Origin of the sequence: Rhodoligotrophos defluvii, assembly GCF_005281615.1 — a bacterium.
GTDB classification, from domain to species: domain Bacteria; phylum Pseudomonadota; class Alphaproteobacteria; order Rhizobiales; family Im1; genus Rhodoligotrophos; species Rhodoligotrophos defluvii.
Genome location: NZ_SZZM01000006.1, coordinates 178707 through 198666, shown reverse-complemented (window position 1 = coordinate 198666; position 19960 = coordinate 178707). Strand labels below are relative to the sequence as shown.

Annotated in this window: 19 protein-coding genes; 9 read left to right on the top strand and 10 right to left on the bottom strand. The window is 66.3% G+C overall.

Annotated elements, in window-relative coordinates; all coding sequences use genetic code 11:
• Positions 1–93: 93 nt before the first annotated feature.
• The 6 genes from E4P09_RS21970 to E4P09_RS21945 are packed head-to-tail and all read right to left on the bottom strand — an operon-like array spanning position 94 to position 5883.
• A complete protein-coding gene (locus E4P09_RS21970) occupies positions 94–954 on the bottom strand; it encodes a triphosphoribosyl-dephospho-CoA synthase (RefSeq protein WP_137391787.1) in 861 nt (286 codons plus the stop codon).
• Positions 951–1877, bottom strand: coding sequence for an ATP-grasp domain-containing protein (locus E4P09_RS21965; RefSeq protein WP_137391786.1), 927 nt, complete (start codon positions 1875–1877; stop codon positions 951–953). Before E4P09_RS21965 ends, E4P09_RS21970 begins: the two co-directional genes overlap by 4 nt.
• A 17-nt stretch (positions 1878–1894) precedes the next feature.
• Positions 1895–2857 (bottom strand): methenyltetrahydromethanopterin cyclohydrolase, encoded by a 963-nt coding sequence (gene mch / locus E4P09_RS21960; RefSeq protein ID WP_137391785.1) that lies wholly within the window; start codon positions 2855–2857, stop codon positions 1895–1897.
• A complete protein-coding gene (locus E4P09_RS21955; RefSeq protein WP_137391784.1) occupies positions 2854–3975 on the bottom strand; it encodes an ATP-grasp domain-containing protein in 1122 nt (373 codons plus the stop codon). The genes mch and E4P09_RS21955 overlap by 4 nt, the downstream gene beginning before the upstream one ends.
• Positions 3972–4868 carry an NAD(P)-dependent methylenetetrahydromethanopterin dehydrogenase gene (locus tag E4P09_RS21950; protein WP_137391783.1) on the bottom strand — a complete coding sequence of 299 codons (897 nt, stop codon included), beginning with the start codon at positions 4866–4868 and terminating at the stop codon, positions 3972–3974. The genes E4P09_RS21955 and E4P09_RS21950 overlap by 4 nt, the downstream gene beginning before the upstream one ends.
• A 16-nt stretch (positions 4869–4884) precedes the next feature.
• Positions 4885–5883 (bottom strand): beta-ribofuranosylaminobenzene 5'-phosphate synthase family protein, encoded by a 999-nt coding sequence (locus E4P09_RS21945; protein ID WP_239025309.1) that lies wholly within the window; start codon positions 5881–5883, stop codon positions 4885–4887.
• A gap of 159 nt (positions 5884–6042) precedes the next feature.
• On the opposite strand from E4P09_RS21945, the gene E4P09_RS21940 reads away from it, so the two are divergent.
• The 8 genes from E4P09_RS21940 (at position 6043) to E4P09_RS21905 (ending at position 14824) form a co-directional block, all read left to right on the top strand.
• Positions 6043–6423, top strand: a complete 381-nt coding sequence (locus E4P09_RS21940) for a 4a-hydroxytetrahydrobiopterin dehydratase (protein ID WP_137391782.1) — start codon at positions 6043–6045, stop codon at positions 6421–6423.
• Positions 6424–6476: 53 nt separating this feature from the next.
• Complete coding sequence (locus tag E4P09_RS21935; RefSeq protein WP_137391781.1) at positions 6477–7556, top strand: molybdopterin-binding domain-containing protein; 1080 nt, start codon at positions 6477–6479, stop codon at positions 7554–7556.
• Entirely contained in the window at positions 7553–9187 is a 1635-nt protein-coding gene (locus tag E4P09_RS21930) for a formylmethanofuran dehydrogenase subunit A (protein WP_137391780.1), read from the top strand. The genes E4P09_RS21935 and E4P09_RS21930 overlap by 4 nt, the downstream gene beginning before the upstream one ends.
• Positions 9172–10083, top strand: a complete 912-nt coding sequence (fhcD, locus tag E4P09_RS21925) for a formylmethanofuran--tetrahydromethanopterin N-formyltransferase (RefSeq protein WP_170984569.1) — start codon at positions 9172–9174, stop codon at positions 10081–10083. Before E4P09_RS21930 ends, fhcD begins: the two co-directional genes overlap by 16 nt.
• Positions 10080–10898 carry a formylmethanofuran dehydrogenase subunit C gene (locus E4P09_RS21920; protein ID WP_137391779.1) on the top strand — a complete coding sequence of 273 codons (819 nt, stop codon included), beginning with the start codon at positions 10080–10082 and terminating at the stop codon, positions 10896–10898. Before fhcD ends, E4P09_RS21920 begins: the two co-directional genes overlap by 4 nt.
• Before the next feature lie 120 nt (positions 10899–11018).
• Positions 11019–12698 carry a formate--tetrahydrofolate ligase gene (locus E4P09_RS21915; RefSeq protein ID WP_137391778.1) on the top strand — a complete coding sequence of 560 codons (1680 nt, stop codon included), beginning with the start codon at positions 11019–11021 and terminating at the stop codon, positions 12696–12698.
• 26 nt (positions 12699–12724) lie between these two features.
• Complete coding sequence (gene folD / locus E4P09_RS21910) at positions 12725–13633, top strand: bifunctional methylenetetrahydrofolate dehydrogenase/methenyltetrahydrofolate cyclohydrolase FolD (protein ID WP_137391777.1); 909 nt, start codon at positions 12725–12727, stop codon at positions 13631–13633.
• A 228-nt stretch (positions 13634–13861) separates the two neighbouring features.
• Positions 13862–14824: a bifunctional 5,10-methylenetetrahydrofolate dehydrogenase/5,10-methenyltetrahydrofolate cyclohydrolase gene (locus tag E4P09_RS21905; RefSeq protein ID WP_137391776.1), complete on the top strand. Its 963-nt coding sequence runs from the start codon at positions 13862–13864 to the stop codon at positions 14822–14824.
• Here E4P09_RS21905 and E4P09_RS21900 read toward each other — a convergent pair.
• The 4 genes from E4P09_RS21900 to E4P09_RS21885 all read right to left on the bottom strand — a co-directional run bounded on the left by E4P09_RS21900 (position 14791) and on the right by E4P09_RS21885 (position 18558).
• A complete protein-coding gene (locus E4P09_RS21900) occupies positions 14791–15213 on the bottom strand; it encodes a DUF3574 domain-containing protein (protein ID WP_170984568.1) in 423 nt (140 codons plus the stop codon). The two genes, E4P09_RS21905 and E4P09_RS21900, sit on opposite strands and share 34 nt — an antisense overlap.
• Before the next feature lie 348 nt (positions 15214–15561).
• Complete coding sequence (locus tag E4P09_RS21895; RefSeq protein WP_137391774.1) at positions 15562–16722, bottom strand: acetyl-CoA acetyltransferase; 1161 nt, start codon at positions 16720–16722, stop codon at positions 15562–15564.
• A gap of 46 nt (positions 16723–16768) precedes the next feature.
• Positions 16769–17569 (bottom strand): SDR family NAD(P)-dependent oxidoreductase, encoded by an 801-nt coding sequence (locus tag E4P09_RS21890; protein ID WP_137391773.1) that lies wholly within the window; start codon positions 17567–17569, stop codon positions 16769–16771.
• 113 nt (positions 17570–17682) lie between these two features.
• On the bottom strand, positions 17683–18558 hold the full coding sequence (locus E4P09_RS21885; RefSeq protein WP_239025325.1) for a MurR/RpiR family transcriptional regulator: 876 nt from the start codon (positions 18556–18558) through the stop codon (positions 17683–17685).
• A 139-nt stretch (positions 18559–18697) separates the two neighbouring features.
• Between E4P09_RS21885 and E4P09_RS21880 the strand changes: the two genes are divergently transcribed.
• Positions 18698–19951, top strand: coding sequence for a sarcosine oxidase subunit beta family protein (locus tag E4P09_RS21880; protein ID WP_137391771.1), 1254 nt, complete (start codon positions 18698–18700; stop codon positions 19949–19951).
• Positions 19952–19960 lie beyond the last annotated feature (9 nt).

Sequence of the window (19960 nt, the reverse complement as noted above, 5' to 3'; positions counted from 1 at the left end):
GGTTCACTGAGCAGCTATCCTTGTTGTCAGCGTCCAGCAAGGCGCCGGACCGGTTGGCCGGATAGAGCGGAGTTCACTCCGCTTGCCGCGCAGTCAACCACTCCCGGGCGCATTCTTCAAGAGGGCTGCGAGCCTGTCGGCAAACAGGGTGGCCACGGTGAGATCGGCGCAGGTCCCCGGGTTGAGGCCGCGGTCCTTGAGCGACCGGTCCAGCGCGAGCAGGCGGTCCAAAGCGGCTTCGGGCTCGGCGAGGTCGAGCATTTCGCTCAGCACGGCGCGCGCCTGGCTGCGAACCTGGCCCGCCACGTCCGGCCCATGCTTGCGCAGGATGTGGCTATCAGGTGCCGCAGCCATATGAGCGAGATAGACGGCGGTTGCCGGCCACCACCGGCAAAGAGCGCGAGCGCGGGCCTCCTCCAATGTCGCAAGCCCCGGGCCGAACACTTCCTCGAATTCGTCCGCATAGGCCTGGGCGATCCGGTCGCGCGCTGCAGCGCTGGCCATCGCTTCAAGCAGCGTGCAGTCGGCGGGCGCCCGCACGTCATGCGCGTCCGCCTCACCCAGCCCGGCCGGATCTGCCAACACGATCGCCTCGAAGGCGAGCTCGGCGTCCTCGACGGTGAGCTCCTCCAGCACCTCCGCAAGGGCGCTGCGCAGCCCAGCCCCCCGCTCGGCGGCCGCCGCCAGCGGAGCGCACAGCAGGATGATGCCGAGATTGGTATTGCAGCCCACGGCCACCTTGGTGGCCGAGATCGCGTCCAGAATGCGCGCGCCAACGCTCGCACCGGAAGTGGCCAGCGCGGTGGCCGCTGCGTCGGCGCTGGTGAGGAACTGGTCCACGGTCATGCCGTGCCCCGCTGCGAAAACGTGCACATTGCCAGGCTTCGGCGCCGCGAGCTCCTCCCGGCAGGCGGCGACGAAGGCGGAGGCGATCGCGCTCGGGGTGGGCCTCATCCGACAGCGCTCCAGGGCGTGCGCGCGGCCAGCGTCTGCAGCAGCGCGGCCACGATCGCGCCGGGAATATCGATGTCACAGACTTGCCGCAGCCCGTTCCAGGCCGGCATGGAATTGACCTCCAGCACCAGGGCGTCTCCGGGTGCATGGCGAAGGATGTCCACCCCGGCGAAATCGGCGCCCACCGCGGCTGCGGCTCGCACCGCCACCCGACTCAGCTCTTCATCCAGCAGCGTGGGCTCCGGCTGGCCACCCTGCTTGACATTGGTGATCCAATTGTCGCTCCGGCGCGACATGGCCGCAACCGCCCGGCCTGCCACCACGAACACCCGGTAATCGCGATAGCCGCCGCGATCGACCCCCATGAACCGCTGGAGATAATAGACGCCGGCAATCTCTTCCGGCGCGGGCAGCTCGTCGGGATCGCGGATCAGCCTCAATCCCCGGCCTTGGGCGCCGAACAGCGGCTTCAGCACCAGCGGCACCGATCGTGCTTGCCGGCGCACGATCGCAGTAGCGGCCTCGCGATCCTCGACCGTCCAGGTGGGCGGCACCGCGAGGCCCGCCAGCCCCAGCAGGAAGGTGGTGGTCGACTTGTCCACGCAGCGCTCGATGGCGCGCGCATCGTTCCACACCACGGTGCCCGCCTCCCGCAGCCCGTGCAAGATCCCGAGTCGCCGGGTCACCGCCTCGAAGCTGCCGGCGGGAATAGTCCGCACCAGGGCCGCATCCGGCAGGCCGTCGAAGCCGGGAATGGCGATGCCGCCGGGGTAGGTGCTGTCGAAGGCGCAGTCGGCGAGACTTGCCCGGCGAACCAAGGCGCCTGTCGCTTCCAGGCGCTTCTCCAGCGCCGTGGCATGACCGTCCTTGCCGTCGGCGAACAGAGCCACGAGGGGCGAGCGGGAACGGGAATTATGCGGCATTCGGCAACACGCGGCCCTCAGGCGAAGGACTGATCCAGCAGCTTAGGGCTGATGGCGCCCGCATGGAAGCTCACCCCATGCTCTATGGCCGTTACGGTCGCGACGGCCGGGCTGAACAGCAGCGGATCTATCGCGTAGAAATCGCCCTTGAAGCGCTTGAAGATCTCGGAGAAAGGCTCGCCACAGTCGCGCGACGTGCTGCTCGGCAGCTGGTTCGCCAGCTGGTGCGCGGCCCTTGCCGGCCCCCGCACGAACAGGTGCACGTGCCCGCCATAGATGATGGCGTCGTTGGTGCGGCCCAGCGCGGTCACGAAATCCGGATGCGGCGGAGCGATCGGCGCGGTGCCCATGCCGTCGACGATCAGGTCAACCGGAAAATGCAGGCTGTGCGCTTTGTGCAGCCCCACCTCGAGCACCCGCGACACCACCTGTACGCTGCCGGCAAGCGAGCGGGTGGGCGCGTAGATCACCGTCAGCCGCTCGGGGGCGACGCCGCAATCCCGGCACACCTTCTCCACCACGGTGGCGGGCGGCGGCCTGTCGGTCTCCAGCACCAGGACCGTGCCCTCCGCATGATCGCGATAGCCGAGCTCGTCGAAAATGGCCTCACGCGCCGCCAGCGCCCGGGCCGGCCCGGAGCCGAGCGCGAAGAACGCGTGCTGGCCCTCGCCGTGGGAGAGGCTCCAGCCGGCATACTGGCTGCCTAAACAGGCGATCACCGGCTGCGACGAGCGGACCACCACCCCCCAGGGCCAGCGCTCCAAGCACCGATCGGGCGAGATGCTCACCTTGCCGAGCCCGCCCATGCAGATCCGGGCCATCCGCAGGCCCGCCTCGATGCCGCCCAACACCGACGCACCTGCATCGATGACCCGCTCCCCGAGCGCGCCCCTGCTGACGTCAATGCGCAGCGCGTCCGCATCGGCGACCATGGCCTCCACGAGCGGCATGGCATGCGCATTGACGCTCGGCTGGGTCATGGGATTGCCTCTTCCAGTTTCGCCTGCATCTCGACCTTCCGGCTTTGGGCGAGGGCGCGTGCCTCGTCTGTACTCTCCGCTCGGGCAATGACCGTGCAGAGTGGCGCGCCGGCTTCAACCACCGTGCCGGGCGGCTGCCGGTCGGCGGTCCAATGGGGCCAATCGATCTCGGGCACCTGTGCGATGCGCTTTCGCGCATAGAGGATTTCCGAGACTGCCGCGCCCTTCAGCCGCAGCTGGCCGGTCATCGCTCGGCCTTGGCACGCGGCGATATGCCGGGTGAAGACCTGGCCCTCGGGATCCTGGAACACATCGAGGCTGGCCCCGGGCCGCGGGTTGACCTCCACCAGCCAGTATCTGTTTCGGTCGATCCGGAAATCGGCGCTGTTGAGGCCGAGAAGGCCGAAAGCCGAGGCGATCCCCTCGACGGCGGCCGCCATATGGGCGGCGAGATCCTGGTCCAGCGCGGCCGGCCGGGCCGCTCCCCCATAGACGAAGGGCGTCGCGCCGGCATCGGTCCACTGCTCGCTGAAACCGATGGTCTCGCACTGCCCGGGTGCTGCGCAGAACAGCGCAGAGATCGAGCGCTCGCCGACCAAGGCCTGCAGATATTCGCCCTGACCGAGGGCGACGCCGCGGTAATGCGCGACATGGGCCCCACCCGATCCGCCCGCCCGCTTGACCAGCCATGGACCGGACACATCCGTGCCGTCGAGCGCCACCGCGGGATGGGGAATACCCAGCGCCCGGCATGCTTCGGCAAAGCGGAACGGGTCCTTGATCGCGGCCACCACCCGCGCGCCGTTGCCCAGCAGCGGCCAGCGCCTGCCCAGCGCGCCGAGCAGCGCGGACCGGCCGTCGAAGCCGCCGCCATAGACCAGACCGACCGGCCGATAGTCTGCCGCGAGCGCGTCCAGCGCCTCCATCAGCGCCGCACCTTCGAAGCCGCGCTCGAGGTCGCCCGGCACCACGGCCCAGGCCTCTGCCAACGCCCGCGTGTCGAGATCGCCGAACAAGTCCGCCACCAGCGGTCTGTAGCCTGCCGCCCGCGCCGCGGCCGCCAGCGCCCGGCCGGAAATGGCGGCGATCAGCACGGCGGGTCGCTGATCGGCCGTCATTGCACCAGCGTGCGCGCCAGCACGAAGGCGTCGCGGAAGTCATAGACCACCGGCTTCTCCGCCTTGAGCATTTGTTTGAACAGGCCGGACTGGGTCTGATACTTGACCCCGCCGATGGTCAGCGCCCCCAAGCCAAGGGCTTTGCTATTGCCGATTTTTTCCCCGTTGGCGGTGGGCGCCAGCCCTTCGATGCCGGCCGGCGGCACCGCATTCACATCGGCCGCGATCAGCAGGCTGTCCGCACTCCGCACCAGGTCGGCGGACAGGACCTGCACGCCTGCCTTGCCGGCGCTCAAGACGATCTCCGCCCCGAGCAGCAGCTTCTCCTTCTTCTCGTCGTCGCTCCCATCGGCAAACCGGGTGGTGACGTCGAAGCGCGCCTCGATCTCCGCCGATAGCCGCTCGACCCGCACCGGGCCGTCATAGCCAACCAGGGTGACGTCAGCCCCTTCGAGGGCGGCAATCACCGCCGACGAGAACCCGACCACGCCGGTTGCGCCAAATACCAGAACCTTGGCGCCCTTGAGGCCACGGTCATACTGGACCCGCAACAGCCGCTCGACCCGGGCAACCATGGCCGCAGCCGTGGTGAACGAGCCGGCGGGGTCGGCGAACAGGGAAATGGCAAAGGGCGGCACGAAAGCCTTCTTGGCCGCCTTGAGCATGTCCAGTGCGACAATCGCGTCCTTTCCGCCGATGAACAGGCCCGTCTTCACCCCGCGCTTGGGCGGGCGGGAGAAGATCGCATCCTGCACCAATCCCGCCACCTCGCTCGCCGTCACGTTCGTATAGCTGCTCAGCACGTCGAACCCCGCATCCGCCGCCATATTCACGTCGAACGGGCTCATATGCTTGAGCGGCGTCAGCATGTGGAGGATGGTCTTGTCGCTCATGGAAGGGCTCCTCCGGTCAGTGCGTCAGGGATGCCGCCGGCATAATGATCGAGGCCTTGCGGTTGGAGGCCTTGACCACGCGGATATCGAGCTCGGCGGCAAATGGTTGCAGGCGCAGCGCCTCGGCCATCTCGGCGGCGGAGGCATAGGATCGCGCGAAGGCAAAGCCGGTCGGCCCCCACGAGCTTTGGCCGATGCCGGTCGCGCCCGCCGCCGCGAGCCGTGCCATGGCTTGAGCCACGCGCGGACTGGTGAACCGCCCGCCCTGAACGGGCGCGAAATAGTCGCCGAGCCGCGCCTGGATCTCGCTGATGGCCGAGCCGAAGGCGGCGAGATCCCGCTCCACAACCGCTGGCAGAACCTGCATCAGCGCCAGCCGGCAGATTGCCCCGGCCTCGCTTGCCGGGAACGGGGACAGGGCTTGGAACGCCTGGATCTCGCGGGGGCCATGGGCGCCCTCGACTTGCTCATCCATGACGAGAATGATGCCCCACTGGTCTGGAAAACGGTGCTGGGCGATGATCGGCGGCGGTCCGCCATCCTCATGCCGGCCGCCATCCACCGCAAAGCCGCCGCTTTCGAACAGCCCAATGCCTATGCCGGACCGCGCGCCCCGGCCGAGGCGTGCCGCATCGCCCCGCGGATCAAGCGGTAGGTCGTGCAGGCGGCGCAAGCCCGCCGCCACGGCAAGGGCGAGCTGGGTCCCGGAGCCCAGCCCAGCATGGGGCGGGATGGCATCCAGAATCTCGACCATATGCGAGTGCTCGGCCAAGCCCAGGTGCCGCTCCATTTCCGACAGATAGCGCGCGGCGCGCTCACCGTCCGGCCCGTTCATCCGTGCCTGCGCCCCCGCCCGAATGGTCAATCGTGTCACCGGGGCCTCGACGGCGAGCCCCAGGCTGCCGAACCGCCGACCCAAGCCGCCGCCCAAGTCGAGAAACCCGAGGTGAAGGCGGGCCGGCACGGTGACGCTTACGCTGGTCGGCATGGTCAAAAGCTTCGATTCCTGGTCCATTCTTTGGCGCCAGTGGAGGTGCCAATGGGAAGCAAGTCAAGCCCGCAGATCGGAAGCCGCTTGCGGTCATACATGTTCTGCAATGCGCCCTGGCCTTCTCCGGCATTTGCCCGAATAATCCGGGCAGGCGACAGGATGCAACAACAGGGATGGTGTGCCATGACCGAGAAAGTCCGCGATCACACCTATGACGACGAGACAGTGGAGCGGCGACTGGCCGCCGAGCTGCCGAACTGGCGGCTGGAAAACGGCTGGATACGCCGCAAATACCGCACCAACAGCTGGAAGGGCACGCTGATGGCGGTGAACGCCGTGGGCCATCTCGCCGAGGCCGCCTGGCACCACCCCGACATCACCATGTCCTACGGCTGGTTCGAGGTGCGGCTCAAGAATCACGCCGCCAACGGCATCACCGACAAGGACTTCGCGCTGGCCAAGAAGATCGAGGAAGTCATTCAGTGGCAACCCGGCGAGGAGGACGGGCCGCTGGAAGGCACCCCGCAGAAGGACCTGCGCTTCGCCTACATCAAATATGATTGACGCCCGCCGTGGTTCCGGGCAGTGCGGTGCCGATCACGCAATCCGGTAGACGAATGGCTGAAGCATTTGTGGAGGGCCGGCCGGCCAGGATCGACGCGGCCGTTGCGGCGGCGGCCATGTTGCTGGCCAGGGCGCGGCAGCCGGTGGTGGCAGGCCTCGGCGCCGACATCGCCGGCATTCGCGCCGGCCTCCGCCTTGCTGAGCGGCTAGGCGGCGCGATCGACCACATGGCGGCCGATAGCGTGCTCCGCAATCTTTCCGTCATGCGGGATACGGGCTTGATGGTGGTATCGCCGGGCGAGGTGCGGCGGCACGCGGACCTCATCTGTTTCGTCGGCGATGGGACGCTGACCGCCTGGCCGGGGATGCTGCAGCACATTGCCCCTGCAGCCCAGCGCGCAACGCTCGTTGCGCTCGGTGCACCCGATGTTGCAAGAGCTTGCGCGGGCGAGGGAAGGGCAGTGGTGCAAGCCGATGCCGACGATATGCCCGGCATGCTCGCCGGCCTCAGAGCGCGGCTCGCCGGCCGCAAGGTGGCCGGACCGCCGGAACAGACCGCCGCGCTCGATCAGCTGAGCGTGCGGCTGCGCAATGCCCGCTATGGCGTGATGGTGTGGTCAGCGGAAAGCTTGCCCGAATTGGCCATAGAGATGCTGGTCGGGCTCATTCGCGATCTCAATGTGGCGACCCGGTTTACCGGCTTGCCCCTGAGCGGGCCGGACAACAGCGTCGGCGCTGCCCAGGCCTGCGGCTGGCTCACCGGCTATCCCATGTGCACCGGCTTCGGCACGGGCGCGCCGGTGCACGACCCCTGGGCCTATGACGCCGTGCGCATGGTAGACAGCGGCGAGGCCGACGCGGCCTTGTGGATCTCCGCCTTCCGCCCGGTGGCCCCGCCTTGGAACACAGAGGTGCCACTGGTGGCCGTGGCCGCTCCCGGCACGATGTTCCGCAGGGCCCCGCAGGTGCTGATCGAGGTCGCCATCCCCGGGCGCGACCATGATGCGGTGATCTATTCCAATGAGACGGGCGCTCTTGCCTCTGTTTCCGCATCCGCACCGTCCGCCGCGGGCCTGCCCACTGTAGAGGCGGTGGTCTCGGCAATTCTGAACCGTATCGAGGCAGCCGCATGATCAGGCTCAAGGGCGGCCGCATCATCGACCCGGCCAATGGCCGCGACGAGATCGGCGATCTCTGGATCGACGACGACCGCATCATCGCGCCGCCGCCGGATGCCCGCGCCACTGAAACGGTGGACTTGGACGGCTGCATCGTGATGGCCGGCGCCATCGATATCCACACCCACGTGGCCGGCGGAAACGTGAATACCGCACGCCTAATGCTGCCCCAGCAGCACAAGGCCCATGCGCGCCGGCCGGCGAAGACTGCCTTGGGCCAAGCCGGCTGGTCCACGGTCGAGACTGGCTGCCGCTATGCCGAGATGGGCTTCACCACCGTGATCGAGCCGGCCATCGTGCCGAGCCATGCCCTGCATGCGCACCTGGAATTCGCCGACATCCCCATTGTCGACAAGGCCGGGCTCGCGGTGCTCGGCAATGACGCCTACCTGCTGCAGCTGCTGCGCGACGGCCAAGGGCCCAACGCGGTGGCCGACTACGTCGCCTATATGCTTCAGGCCACCAAGGCGCTCGGCGTCAAATGCATCAATGCCGGGGGTGCCGCGGCCTTCAAGAACAATGTCCGCGCCTTCTCGCTTGACGACGAAGTGCCCGGTTACGGCCTGACCTCGCGTGAGATCGTGCTGGCCCTGCAGCAGGCGGTGAGCGCGCTCGGCGTGCCGCATCCGCTCCATGTCCACTGCAACAATCTCGGCCTTCCCGGTGCCGTGGACACGGCGATTGCCACCATGGATGCGGCGGGCGATGTGCCCATGCATTTCGCCCATATCCAGTTCTACAGCTACGGGGCTGAGGGCAAGCGCCGCTTCACCTCCGCTGCGGCGAAGATTGCGGAAGCGGTGAACGTCCGCAAGAACGTCACCGTGGATGTCGGCCAGGTGATGTTCGGCCAGACCGTCACCGTCTCCTGCGACACCATCCTGCAATTCGGCTCGCGCAACAGTGCCCGGCCGCGGAAGTGGAGCCTGTGGGACGGCATCGGCGATGGCGGCGGCGTGGTGCCCTACACCTATAAGGCGACCAACGCCGTGAATGCCCTGCAATGGGCGATCGGCCTGGAGCTGTTTCTGCTGATCGACGACCCTTGGCGGGTGTTCTTCACCACCGACCATCCCAATGGCGCGCCCTTCACCGCCTACCCCGAAATATTCGCGCTGCTCATGGACCGCACCTTGCGCGAGGAATGGATGGCGCGGCTGCCCAAGGCAGCGCTGGCCAGCACGACGCTGCCCTCGATCACCCGGGAATATTCGCTGAACGAGATCGCCGTCATGACCCGCGCGGCGCCTGCCAAGCTGCTCGGCCTTCCCGACCGTGGCCATCTCGGCCCTGGGGCGCTGGCCGATATCGCGGTCTATCGGCCGCAAAGCGATCGTGCCGCCATGTTTCGCGCGGCGGAGCTGGTGTTCAAGAGCGGCGCGCTGGTGGTGCGCCGGGGCGACGTCATCAGTCAGATCGCGGGGCGTGCGCTCACCGTCGAGCCTCCTGTCTCGCGACAGACTGCGGCGCGCGTCGAGCGCTTCTATGACGACACCTTCGGCCTCTCCGCTCGCCTGTTCGCCGTGCCCGAGCATGCGGTCGGCACACCTGAGCCCTTCGAGAGCGTGCCATGCCTGAGCACGTGATGGCCACAAACGGGGTCGCCATCGACGACACCTTCGCCGAGGCCTTCGGCATGCGGGCGACCGCCGTGATCATCACCGCCGACAGCCTCCGCTGGGCGCGGCAGGCGGCGGTGACCATGACCGGCTTTGCCACCTCGGTGATCGGCTGTGGCTGCGAGGCCGGCATCGACCGCCCGGTCAGCGCGGATGAGACGCCCGACGGCCGCCCCGGCGTGCGCGTGCTGCTCTTCGCCATTTCGACCGATGCGCTGCAGAAGCAGCTGGAAGCGCGCATCGGCCAATGCGTGCTCACCAGCCCGGGCTCGGCCTGTTATGCGGGTTTGGACGGCGCCGAGCACTTGAAGCTCGGGGCCAACCTGCGCTTCTTCGGCGACGGTTTCCAGATCGCGAAGCGACTTGGTGGCCGGCGGTATTGGCGCGTGCCGGTCATGGATGGCGAATTCGTGTGCGAGGCCACCACCGGTCTCACCAAGGCGGCGGTGGGTGGCGGCAATCTGCTGTTCCTGGCGCGCGACCGCGCGCGCGCTCTCAGGGCGGCCGAAGCCGCAGCACGGGCCATCTCCAAGCTGCCGGACGTGATCCTGCCCTTTCCCGGCGGCATCGTTCGTTCCGGTTCCAAGATCGGCTCGCGCTACAGGGGCATGGTCGCCTCCACCAATGATGCTTACTGCCCCACCTTGCGCGCCGTCACCAACAGCGCGCTCGATGATGAGGTCGGCGCGGTGATGGAGATCGTCATTGATGGCTTGAGCGACCAGGCGGTTCGCGAGGCCATGAAGGCCGGCCTCCATGCGGCGGCAGCCCTCGGGCCGCACAAGGGGCCCATGCGCATCACCGCCGGCAATTACGGCGGTAAGCTCGGCAAGTTCCACTACCACCTGCGGGAGCTGGTATGACCCTCAGCTTCCGCCTGAAATCCGCGCCCGAGCAGCGGGTGGACTTGTCCGGCCTCACCCCGGAGGCGCTCGCCGGAAAGACGGTCCGTGAGATCGAGCACACCGTCATCGGCACGACACGGATCCCGCTCAAGGTCGGCGACCTGTTCGAGGTCACCGGGGACGACGCTCAAGTCATCCGCTTCCTGGGCGGCAGCAATCGCTTCGACCATGTAGGCCATGGCATGACCGGCGGCAGCTTGATAATCGAGGGCGACGTGGGGCAGCAGGCCGGGCGTCTCATGTCCGGCGGTCACCTGATCATCGAAGGCAATGCCGGGCGCCTCGCCGGTTCCGGCATGCGCGGCGGCCGCATCGATATCCACGGCGATGCCGGCGACTTTGCCGGTGGCCCCTTACCGGGCGAGATGGCGGGCATGCGCGGCGGCCTGCTCCGTATCGCGGGAAATGCCGGCGAGCGGGCGGGCGACAGGATGCGGCGCGGCGTCATCGTGGTGGGCGACCATGCGGGGGCTTATGCCGGCAGCCGCATGATTGCCGGAACGCTCATCGTCGGCGGCAAGGCCGGTCCGTTGCCCGGCTATCTCATGCGCCGCGGCAGCATCATCCTGGGGCAGGCGCCAGAGCAGCTCAGTCCATCCTTTGTCGGTTCCGGACAGGCGGATGACGTATTCCTGAAGGTGCTGCTGCGCGATCTGGCGCAGAAAGGGATCGAGCCCGACCTGTGGCCGGCGGCGCGCCAATGGGGCCGCTTTGTCGGCGACATGGCCGTGCTCGGACGAGGTGAGCTGATCTGGTGCGTTAAATCAGGGTAAAAAATAATCTCTAGCAAGAAACTTGTTTCCAGGCACCTGCCCTTGTGATAGGGGCGGTTGCTCCACCTCGTGCAGGAACTGGTCTGATCCGCCACGGCGGAGAAATGAGGAGCGCAGGGTATGGGGGACGTCAAAAGCGATATCGAGATTGCCCGAGCAGCCAAGGCCGAGCCGATCGTGGAAATCGGCGAGAAGCTCGGCATCCCGCCAGGCGACCTGCTGCCCTTCGGCCATGACAAGGCCAAGATTTCCGAGCGATTCATCGCTTCGCTCAAGGACCGGCCAAACGGCCACCTCATTCTGGTCACGGCCATCAGCCCGACGCCGGCGGGCGAGGGGAAGACGACCACCACGGTGGGCCTGGGCGATGGCCTCAACCGCATCGGACGCAAGGCCATTATCTGCATCCGCGAGCCATCGCTCGGCCCCTGCTTCGGCATGAAGGGTGGGGCGGCTGGCGGCGGCTATGCCCAGGTCATCCCCATGGAGGACATCAACCTCCACTTCACCGGCGATTTCCACGCGATCACCGCCGCCCACAACCTGCTGGCGGCGATGATCGACAACCACATCTACTGGGGGAACGAGCAGAACATCGACATCCGGCGCATCGCCTATCGCCGCGTGATCGACATGAACGACCGCGCCCTGCGCTCCATCGTCTCGTCCCTGGGCGGGGTGGCCAACGGCTATCCGCGTGAGGCGGGCTTCGACATCACCGTGGCCTCGGAGGTGATGGCGATCCTGTGCCTCGCCGATGACCTGGCCGATCTCGAACGGCGGCTCGGCAACATCGTCATCGGCTACCGGCGCGACAAGAGCCCCGTCACTGCCGCCGACATCAAGGCCGCCGGCGCCATGACCGTGCTGCTACGTCAGGCCATGCAGCCCAACCTGGTGCAGACCCTGGAGAACAACCCGGCCCTCATCCACGGCGGGCCCTTCGCCAACATCGCCCATGGCTGCAATTCGGTGATCGCCACCAAGACCGCGCTGAAGCTCGCCGATTTCGTGGTGACCGAGGCAGGCTTCGGCGCCGACCTCGGCGCGGAGAAGTTTTTCGACGTCAAGTGCCGCAAGGCCGGGCTAAAACCCTCGGCCGCGGTGGTGGTGGCAACGGTCCGCGCGCTGAAGCACCATGGCGGCGTTGCCAAGGAAGACCTGAACAAGGAGAATGTCGAGGCGGTGATCAAAGGCGCCGCCAATCTCGGCCGCCACCTGCGCAATCTGGCCAAGTTCGGCGTGCCGGCCGTGGTGGGCATCAATCGTTTCGGCTCGGATACCATGGCCGAGATCGAGGCGATCCAGAAATATTGCAAAGAGTTCGGCGTGGAAGCCGTGCTTTGCGAGCATTGGGGCAAGGGCTCGGCCGGCATCGAGGAGCTGGCGCGCAGGGTGGCCGAATTGGCCGAGGGCGAGCACGCCCAATTCCGCACCCTTTATCCCGACGATATGCCGCTGTGGGAAAAGGTGCGCACCATCTGTCGCGAGATCTACGGTGCGGAGGACGCTATTGCCGACAAGGCGGTGCGGGCGCAGTTCGCCGACTACGAGAAGGCCGGCTATGGCCGGTTCCCCATCTGCATGGCCAAGACGCAGTACTCTTTCTCCACTGACCCGAACCTGCGTGGCGCACCCTCGCACCACGTAGTCCCGGTGCGCGAGGTGAGGCTTGCGGCGGGGGCCGAGTTCATCGTCGCCGTGTGCGGTGAGATCATGACCATGCCGGGCCTGCCCAAGAAGCCGGCGGCCGAGGTCATCGGCCTCAACGAGGCCGGCGAGGTGGTTGGCCTGTTCTAGACACGACACCGGACCGGAGTTTCGGAATGACCGCCAGGATTATCGACGGCAAGGCCTTCGCCGAGCGATTGCGGGAACGGATCGCCGACGAGGTCTCAACCCTGAAGGCACAGCATGGCATCACGCCAGGCCTCGCCGTCGTGCTGCTGGGTGAAGACCCTGCCAGTACCGTCTATGTGCGCTCCAAGGCCAAGCAGACCGTGGAGGTCGGGATGGCCTCCTTTGAGCACAAGCTCGGTGCTGCGACTTCGGAAGCCGATCTGCTGGCCCTGGTCGCCAAGCTCAATGCCGACCCCACGGTGAATGGCATCCTGGTGCAGCTGCCCTTGCCGAAGCAGATCAACACCGATCGGGTGCTGGCGGCGATCAGTCCGGAGAAGGACGTGGACGGCTTCCACGTGGTGAACGCCGGCCTTTTGGCGACCGGCCAGAAGGCCATGGTGCCGTGCACGCCGCTCGGCTGTCTCATGCTGCTCAAGGACACGCTCGGTGATCTCGCAGGCTCGGAGGCGGTGGTTGTGGGCCGCTCTAACATCGTGGGCAAGCCCATGGCCCAGCTGCTGCTCGGGGAAAGCTGCACGGTCACTATCGCCCATTCCAAGAGCCGCGACCTGCCAGGCATCTGCCGCCGCGCCGATATCCTGGTGGCCGCGGTCGGCCGCCCGGAGATGATCAAGGGCGACTGGATCAAGCCGGGCGCCACGGTGATCGATGTCGGCATCAACCGGGTGCCGGCGCCGGAAAAGGGACCCGATAAGCACAAGCTGGTGGGTGACGTGGACTTCGCTTCGGCCTCCGCGGTTGCCGGCGCCATCACCCCCGTGCCGGGCGGCGTCGGCCCCATGACCATCGCCTGCCTGCTCGCCAACACGCTCACCGCCACCTGCCGCGCCAATGGCCTGCCCGAGCCGTACTTGCTGGAGACTGCGGTTTAGGTTGATCGAACACTCGGAGACCTTGGCTCTGGATGCCATGGCATTTTAGCTGGCAATTCAACGATTTACGTCATCACCGGGCTTGACCCGGTGATCCAGGGCGACGAGGGAAGATCCCACCCCACGCGCTTCGCGCGACGTCATGATTTGTTTGCATTCCCGGAACAATGCTCGGGAACTGCCGGCCCAAGCGTCCCGCTTTGCCGCCTCGTATATTGAGGAGCCGAAATGACCGATTATTCCCACAAGCTGCTCGATGGGCGGAAGATCGCAGCCAGGATGCACGAGGTCATCCGGCAAGATGCGGAAGCGCTGAAGGAGAGCGGCTGGCCGGTCAGGCTCGTATCGATCGCCGTGGGCGACAGCAAGCCGGCTGAGCTTTATATTCGCAACCAGGCGCGCGTGGCCGAGAAGGTCGGCATCCAGTTCGAAAGCCGTTTCTATCCCGATGGCATGGGTGCCGATGAGCTGCTCGGCATCATCCACGGCCTCAACGTTGACCCGCGGGTGAGCGGCGTCATCATCCAGCGGCCACTGCCCCGGCACATCCCGGTGCGGGCGGTGCAGCGCGCCGTGCATCCCTTCAAGGATGTGGAAGGCCTGCACCCCTCGTCCATCGGCGACATCGTCTATAACGACCTGGTCATGGGGCCCTGCACGGCGGTGGCGGCCGTCGAAATCCTCAAGACCACCCCGCTCAGCCTGGAAGGCCTGGAGGTGGTGGTGATCGGCCATTCCGAGATCGTCGGCAAGCCCATAGCCTTCCTGCTCATGGGGGAGGGCGCGACCGTCACCGTCTGCCACGCCATGACCCGCAATCTCGCCATCCATTCGCGGCAGGCGGATGCGGTTTTCGTGGCGGTCGGCAAGCCCGGCCTGGTCACTGCGGAGATGCTGAAACCCGGCGCCGCGCTGATCGACATCGGTATCAATCAGGTCACCCTGCCGGACGGCACGTCAAAGGTGGTGGGAGACGCGGACTTCGACAGCTGTGTCACGGTTGCCGGCTGGATCACGCCGGTGCCGGGCGGGGTGGGACCGGTCACCGTCGCCACCCTCATGCGCAATGCCATCAAGGCCGCCTCGCTCCAGCGCGCGGCTTACGAGAAAAGCTTCGGGACCACGGACGTGGTGAACCTCAAGCCAGCCGACGAGGGTCACTCGACGATCCGGGCCGGCACCTCGACGTGAAATACGGAGTCCTGGTTGAAGCGCCGGACATACTCCGCCCTGATCTCCTGAAGCTTCTGCCGCGCCTCGTCCGTGTCCGGGTGAACGACTACCAGCAGCTTGGTTGTCTCGGCTGACGTCAGCGCCGGCGATGGCGGTCCGGCGCGGCCCTGCCCATAGGCGCTCAGCACCGTCAGCCCGTCGGGAAAGCGGGGCGTGATCACCTCCGCCAGGAACTTGGCCCAGGCCTGCTCCGATACGCCGGTGCCGTCCTTGCTGCGCAGCCCGAAGAACAGCTGCGATTGCACGGCGTCATACGACGGTGCCGAATTTTGCTGCTGGGCCTGACCCAGGCTGGCCGCCAGCCCCAAAAACATGACGGCGAGGAAGAGCGCGATCCTGGGGTGCATGGTGCGTTTCTCATGTGTGGCGGAAATATGGCGCAATGAAGAGCGCGTCACGGCGCGCCGGTCAAGCATGAAAAAGGGGAGGGATGCCCAATCTCTCCCGGGGGAGAATAGCAAAGCAGGGCAGTAGCTTTCGGTCATGGCTCCTGGATTGCCGGGTCAAGCCCGGCAATGACATAAGCCATTGAAGTTACTTAAAAATCGTCGTGGCCCGGCTCGACCGGGCCATCCAGGGTTAAAGAAGAAGTTGATGCGCTTCCGAGCAGCCCTCTCCGTCCGGACCGCCTGAGTGCAACAAGCCCGACTCCTCTCCAAAGCTCTTGGATCTGTGAGGAGGGTTAGGCAAACCGATCAGCGCAGGCGCTCGAGAATGGACACGTAATTGGCCACCGCCGCGCCACCCATGTTGAAGATGCCCGCAAGCTGCGGGTCCTTCACCTGCATGCCGCCCGCCTGGCCCAGCAGCTGCAGCGAAGCCATGATGTGCATGGAAACGCCCGTCGCGCCGATCGGGTGGCCTTTCGACTTGAGGCCGCCCGACGGATTGACCGGCAGCTTGCCATCCTTCTCGGTCCAACCCTCGTTGATGGCGCGGGCGCCCTGGCCGCGCGGCGTCAGTCCCATCGCCTCGTACTCGATCAGCTCGGCAATGGTGAAGCAGTCATGGGTCTCGACGAAGGACAAGTCGTTAATCGTGGTGCCGGCCCGCTCATGCGCCTTTTTCCACGCCGCCTCGCAGCCCTCGAAGGCCACGATGTCGCGCTTGGCCATGGGCAAGTAGTCCTGGGCATGGGCCAGGCCGCGGAAATGCACGGCCTTCGCCATGCGCATGGCCGTTTCCACATCGGTCAGCACGATCGCGGCCGCGCCATCCGACACCAGCGAGCAGTCGGTGCGGCGGATATTGCCCACCACGATGGGGTTCTTGTCGCTCACCGTGTTGCAGAATTCGAAGCCGAAATCCTTGCGCATCTGCGCGAAAGGATTCTCAACCCCATTCTTATGGTTCTTGGCGGCAATGCGGGCCGTGGCCTCCGACTGGTCGCCATAGCGCTGCTGGTAGAGGTCCTGGATGCGGGCGAAAACGCCGGCAAAGCCACCCGGCGTATCGGCTTCGGTCTTGCGGTAGGAGGCGTTCAGAAGCGCATCGCCGATATCCGCACCCGAGGCGACCGTCATCTTCTCCGCGCCCACCACCAGCACGAACCGGCTCTTCTTCGCATAGATCTCGTTCAGGCCCATCTGCACCGCGGCCGAGCCGGTGGCGCAGGCGTTCTCAACCCGCGTCGCGGGCTTGAAGCGCAAGGCCGGGTCCGCATCCAGCGCAAAGGCCGCCGGGAAGCTCTGCTTTTCGAACCCGCCGAAATTGCCCACATAGATCGCGTCGATGTCGGAAAACGCGATGCCGGCGTCTTTCACCGCATCATGCGCCACCCGCGCGATCATCTCTTCCAGCGCCTGCCCCTCGAGCTTGCCGAACTGGGAATGCGCCCATCCTACGATACAGCCCATCTGATTGTTCCTTTTGCGGGTTATGCTGAGTGGTGAAGCGCGCCGCTCAGGCGAATTTGGCCGTAATGCCGCCGTCCACCACGAGCTCTGTTCCGGTGACATATTTTGCCTCGTCCGAGGCAAGATACAAGGCCGCATACGCCACGTCCCACGCGTCTCCCATGCGGCCGGTGGGGCACATGGCGTCGCGCTTCGCTTTGATTGCTGCGCGGTCTTTCTCCGCATCGTAAGCCGCGGCCACGTCGGCATAGACCAAGGGCGTGTCCATCAGCCCGGGCAGGATGGAATTCGCTCTAATGCCCTTGGCGGCATACTCGAGCGCGATGCTCCGGGTCAGCGACAGCAGCGCCCCCTTTGTCGCGTAGTAGCTGGCGTAAGGCACGCCTGTATAGCGGATTGCCGCGATGGACGAGATGTTGATGATCGCGCCCGCGCCCTGGCGCGCCATGTGCGGCAGCACATGCTTGCAGGTGAGGAACACGCTCTTGAGGTTGATTTCATTGGCGCGGTCCCATTCCTCCTCGGAAAGCTCGACCACATTGCCGAGCCGGACCACACCCACATTGTTTACGAGAATGTCGATGCGCCCGAAGGCGGCGATGCAGGCATCGACTGCGCGCTTCACATCCTCTGCCTTGGAAACGTCGGCCGCGAAGGTCGCGCATACCCCGCACTCATCTTCGATGATGGAGCGGGTCTCGTCGGCCGCCTGCTTGTTGATGTCGACCGCGAAGACCTGGGCGCTTTCGCGGGCGAATAGTGTGGAAATCGCTTTGCCATTGCCCCATCCCGGGCCGATCGAGCCCGCGCCGGTCACCAGGGCTACCTTGCCCAGTAATCTCGCCATCCGTCCTCCCTTGCCTTGCACGCTCGCAGAGGCTAGCACGCGCGGCCACGTCTGTGGACCGCCGCACACGCAAGCGTGCTATGCGTCACTGGCTATGGAAAAACACGATGGCGTTAGGATCGGCTAGAACGCCAGTAGATGCCCTGCTCCTCGCGGAACCGGTCAACCGCTTCGATCCGTGCCACCAGCGAGCGGTCGCCGCGCGAGACCACGGCGGCAACCAGGGTCTCCAGCATCGCGACCACAGCCGTTTGGGAGGGGAAGAACTGCGGACTCGCGGCAGGCACGATGAGGAGATGCGATGCCGGCTTGGCGATCGGCGACGCGAGGCTGTCGGTGACGGCAATCACCCGGCTGCGCCGGCTGGCCGCGAGCTCGGCCGTGCGCACGGTCTCGCGCGCATAGGGCTCGATACTGAGGATCACCAGCACGTCCCGCGCGGTGATCCCCGCCAGCTCGTCCACCATGGAGGCCATGGCCGGCGAGGCGAGGCGCACGTCCGGCAGCATCATGCGGGTGACGTAGGCGAAATAGGCGGCAAGACCCTGGAGGCCGCCAATGCCGACCACATACACCCGCCGCGCGCCGAGCAGCGCATCGGCCGCCTTGGCCACCACCGCCGCATCCGCGTTGCGGAAGGCCGTTTCCACATTGCTGAGGCTCGCTTCGGCCATGCCGCTGATCACCGCGCCGATATCGCCGCTTGCCGACAGGCCCTGCAGCCACTCCGCGCGATCGGCAAAGCCGCCACCACCGCGCAGTGCTTCCTGGAACGGCCGGCGAAAGTCGTCATAGCTGTCGAAACCGGCAAACCGGGCAAGGCGAACCATGGTGGTCGGCGCGATGCCGAATCGCGCGGCAAACCTGCGCATGGAATGCATGGCCACCTCTTCCGGCGCATCGAGCACCGCCTTCGCCGCCTGGGCAAGCTGCGGCGGCAGCTCGGAAAACGCGCCGGACAGCCTGCCGAGAATGGCCCTGTGGTCCACAGCCTCCAACGATCGCTCCTTGCACGCAAAATGATCCGAACCAAATTGAGTATGGAACATTTGTGCCGGATTTGCTAGAAGTCGTTCAGCGCTTCAGCCGAGCACTCCGGCGCGCTGCGAACAACGGAACATCACGGCCATGCGCTATTCAGTTGCGAGCGTCATCCGCGAGGGCCTCTTCGGCAACAAGGGCTGGGGCCGCGCCTGGCGCGATCCCGAACCCAAGCCGGCCTATGACGTGATCGTGGTGGGCGGCGGCGGCCATGGCCTCTCCACCGCCTATTACCTCGCCAAGGAGCATGGGCTCACCAAGGTGGCCGTGCTGGAAAAGGGTTGGCTGGGCGGCGGCAATGTGGGCCGCAACACCACCATCATCCGCTCCAACTACATGATGGATGGCAACACCCAGTTTTACGAGTTGTCCCTGAAGCTGTGGGAAGGGCTGTCGCACGACATCAACTACAATGCCATGGTCTCGCACCGCGGCGTGTTCAACCTGGCGCACACCCCTTCACAGTACGACGCCTTTGCCTATCGCGGCAATGTCATGCGCTCCAACGGCATCGACGCCGAGATCCTCACCCGTGAGGAGGTGCGCAAGGAACTCCCCTATCTCGATTTTTCGGAGAAAGCCCGCTTCCCCGTGTATGGCGCGCTGGTGCAGCGGCGCGGCGGCACCGCGCGCCATGATGCGGTCGCCTGGGGCTATGCCCGCGCGGCCGACATGCGTGGCGTGGACATCATCCAGAACTGCGAGGTCACCGGCTTCATCCGCGAGGGCGACCGCATCGTCGGCGTGGAGTCCACGCGTGGGGCCATCCGGGCGAAGAAGGTGGCCATGGCCGTGGCCGGCCATACCAGCGTGCTCGCGGAGAAGGCGGGCTTGCGGCTGCCCATCGAAAGCCACCTGTTGCAGGCTTTCGTCACCGAGTCGATCAAGCCGCTGATCGACACCGTCATCACCTTCGGCGCCGGCCACTTCTATATCAGCCAGTCGGACAAGGGCTCGCTTGTGTTCGGCGGCGACCTCGACGGCTACAATTCCTATGCCCAGCGCGGCAACCTGCCCATCGTCGAGCACGTGCTCACCGAGGGCAAGGCCCTCATCCCGCGCCTGTCTCGTCTCAGAATGCTGCGGCATTGGGCCGGCGTCATGGACATGAGCATGGATGGCAGCCCGATCATCGACTTGACCCCCATGCCGGGGCTCTACCTCAACACCGGCTGGTGCTATGGCGGTTTCAAGGCGGTGCCGGGCTCGGGCTTCTGCTTTGCCCATCTCATCGCCCGCGACGAGCCGCACCCGGTTGCCGCCAAGTTCCGGCTCGACCGTTTCCGCACCGGCCGGCCCATAGACGAGAAGGGCGCCGGCCCCGTGCCGGGACATCATTAGGAATTAGTC

Bases quoted from the DNA above. Each gene is read 5' to 3' on its own strand.
- E4P09_RS21970 (WP_137391787.1), bottom strand. From the start codon at position 954: ATGAGGCCCACCCCGAGCGCGATCGCCTCCGCCTTCGTCGCCGCCTGC.
- E4P09_RS21965 (WP_137391786.1), bottom strand. From the start codon at position 1,877: ATGCCGCATAATTCCCGTTCCCGCTCGCCCCTCGTGGCTCTGTTCGCC.
- mch (WP_137391785.1), bottom strand. From the start codon at position 2,857: ATGACCCAGCCGAGCGTCAATGCGCATGCCATGCCGCTCGTGGAGGCC.
- E4P09_RS21955 (WP_137391784.1), bottom strand. From the start codon at position 3,975: ATGACGGCCGATCAGCGACCCGCCGTGCTGATCGCCGCCATTTCCGGC.
- E4P09_RS21950 (WP_137391783.1), bottom strand. From the start codon at position 4,868: ATGAGCGACAAGACCATCCTCCACATGCTGACGCCGCTCAAGCATATG.
- E4P09_RS21945 (WP_239025309.1), bottom strand. From the start codon at position 5,883: ATGGACCAGGAATCGAAGCTTTTGACCATGCCGACCAGCGTAAGCGTC.
- E4P09_RS21940 (WP_137391782.1), top strand. From the start codon at position 6,043: ATGACCGAGAAAGTCCGCGATCACACCTATGACGACGAGACAGTGGAG.
- E4P09_RS21935 (WP_137391781.1), top strand. From the start codon at position 6,477: ATGGCTGAAGCATTTGTGGAGGGCCGGCCGGCCAGGATCGACGCGGCC.
- E4P09_RS21930 (WP_137391780.1), top strand. From the start codon at position 7,553: ATGATCAGGCTCAAGGGCGGCCGCATCATCGACCCGGCCAATGGCCGC.
- fhcD (WP_170984569.1), top strand. From the start codon at position 9,172: ATGCCTGAGCACGTGATGGCCACAAACGGGGTCGCCATCGACGACACC.
- E4P09_RS21920 (WP_137391779.1), top strand. From the start codon at position 10,080: ATGACCCTCAGCTTCCGCCTGAAATCCGCGCCCGAGCAGCGGGTGGAC.
- E4P09_RS21915 (WP_137391778.1), top strand. From the start codon at position 11,019: ATGGGGGACGTCAAAAGCGATATCGAGATTGCCCGAGCAGCCAAGGCC.
- folD (WP_137391777.1), top strand. From the start codon at position 12,725: ATGACCGCCAGGATTATCGACGGCAAGGCCTTCGCCGAGCGATTGCGG.
- E4P09_RS21905 (WP_137391776.1), top strand. From the start codon at position 13,862: ATGACCGATTATTCCCACAAGCTGCTCGATGGGCGGAAGATCGCAGCC.
- E4P09_RS21900 (WP_170984568.1), bottom strand. From the start codon at position 15,213: ATGCACCCCAGGATCGCGCTCTTCCTCGCCGTCATGTTTTTGGGGCTG.
- E4P09_RS21895 (WP_137391774.1), bottom strand. From the start codon at position 16,722: ATGGGCTGTATCGTAGGATGGGCGCATTCCCAGTTCGGCAAGCTCGAG.
- E4P09_RS21890 (WP_137391773.1), bottom strand. From the start codon at position 17,569: ATGGCGAGATTACTGGGCAAGGTAGCCCTGGTGACCGGCGCGGGCTCG.
- E4P09_RS21880 (WP_137391771.1), top strand. From the start codon at position 18,698: ATGCGCTATTCAGTTGCGAGCGTCATCCGCGAGGGCCTCTTCGGCAAC.